The 1,306-nt window shown below is 63.9% G+C and carries 1 pseudogene; it reads left to right on the forward strand.

The annotated features are described in order from the left end of the window. A pseudogene (locus BKD70_RS00070) lies at positions 1-1,306 on the forward strand (RHS repeat protein); the annotation flags it as partial.

Genomic DNA, 1,306 nt, shown 5'->3' on the forward strand with positions numbered 1-1,306 from the left:
GAATACGCCTACACCGCAGCGGGCTTGCCGAGCGCCATCAAAGACGCCAACGGCAACGAAAAGACCCTTGCTTACAACGATGCCGGGCAACTGGTGCAGTACACCGACTGCTCCGGAAAAACCAGCGCTTGGAAATACAACGACCTCGGCCAGATGGTCTGCTTCACCGATGCCGCGGGCAACAAAACCGAGTACGAATACAAGTCCGGGCAACTGATCCTGATCACCCACCCGGACAACACCGAAGAACGCTTCAGCCGCGACGCCGAAGGCCGACTGCTGGCCCACACCGATGGCCTCAACCGCTGCACCACCTGGCGCTACACCGCCGCCGGTTTGATCGACGAACGTATCGACGCCGCCGAACAGACCCTGCGCTACCGCTGGGACCGCCTCGGGCAACTGCTCGCGCTGGAAAACGAAAACCGGCAACAGGCGACCTTTCATTACGACCCGGTTGGCCGCCTGCTCAAAGAGACCGGGTTTGACGGACGCAGCACCCTGTACGCGTACGACGAATCAACCGGGCGCCTGGCCAGCACCGTCGACGGCCAGCGCACCACCCAGGTCGAGTTCGACCCCACCGGCCGCCTCATCGAGCGCACCGCACGCCTGGGCGGCACCACCCAAACCGAAACCTTCGCCTACGACGGCAACGGCAATTTGGTCATGGCCAGCAACGCCGACAGCCGCCTGCAATGGTTCCACGACCCGGCAGGCAACCTGCTGCGCGAACACCAGCACTACCTGAGTTTGCAAACCCCGGTGGTCGCCGTGTGGCAGCACGAATACGACGTGCTCAACCAACGCATCGCCACCACCCGCCCGGACGGGCACAGAGTGAGCTGGCTGACCTACGGCAGCGGCCACCTGCTGGGCCTGCGCCTCGACGAACACGAACTGATCGGCTACGAACGCGACGACCTGCACCGCGAAGTCGCCCGCCACCAGGGCAACCACCTGCTCCAGACCCAACAATGGGACCCGGCCGGGCGCCTGCAAGAACAGCTTTTAGGCCGCAGCGACGACAAAACTACCCTGCTCAAGCGCGCCTATCAGTACGACGCAGCCAGCCAACTGACCGACATCCACGACAGCCGCCGTGGGCCGCTGTCTTACCGCTACGACCCGGTGGGCCGACTGCTCAACGCCACCAGCCGCCTGGGCGTCGAAACCTTCGCCTTCGACCCGGCCAGCAACCTGCTGGATGAAAAAAACCAACAGGTCCAACGCCCACTGGACCACGACCCCAAACGCAACACCGTGATGGACAACCTGCTGCGCGAATTCGCCGGCAGCCACTACG

Source organism: Pseudomonas sp. BS-2016 (genome assembly GCF_001806145.1).
GTDB classification, from domain to species: domain Bacteria; phylum Pseudomonadota; class Gammaproteobacteria; order Pseudomonadales; family Pseudomonadaceae; genus Aquipseudomonas; species Aquipseudomonas lundensis.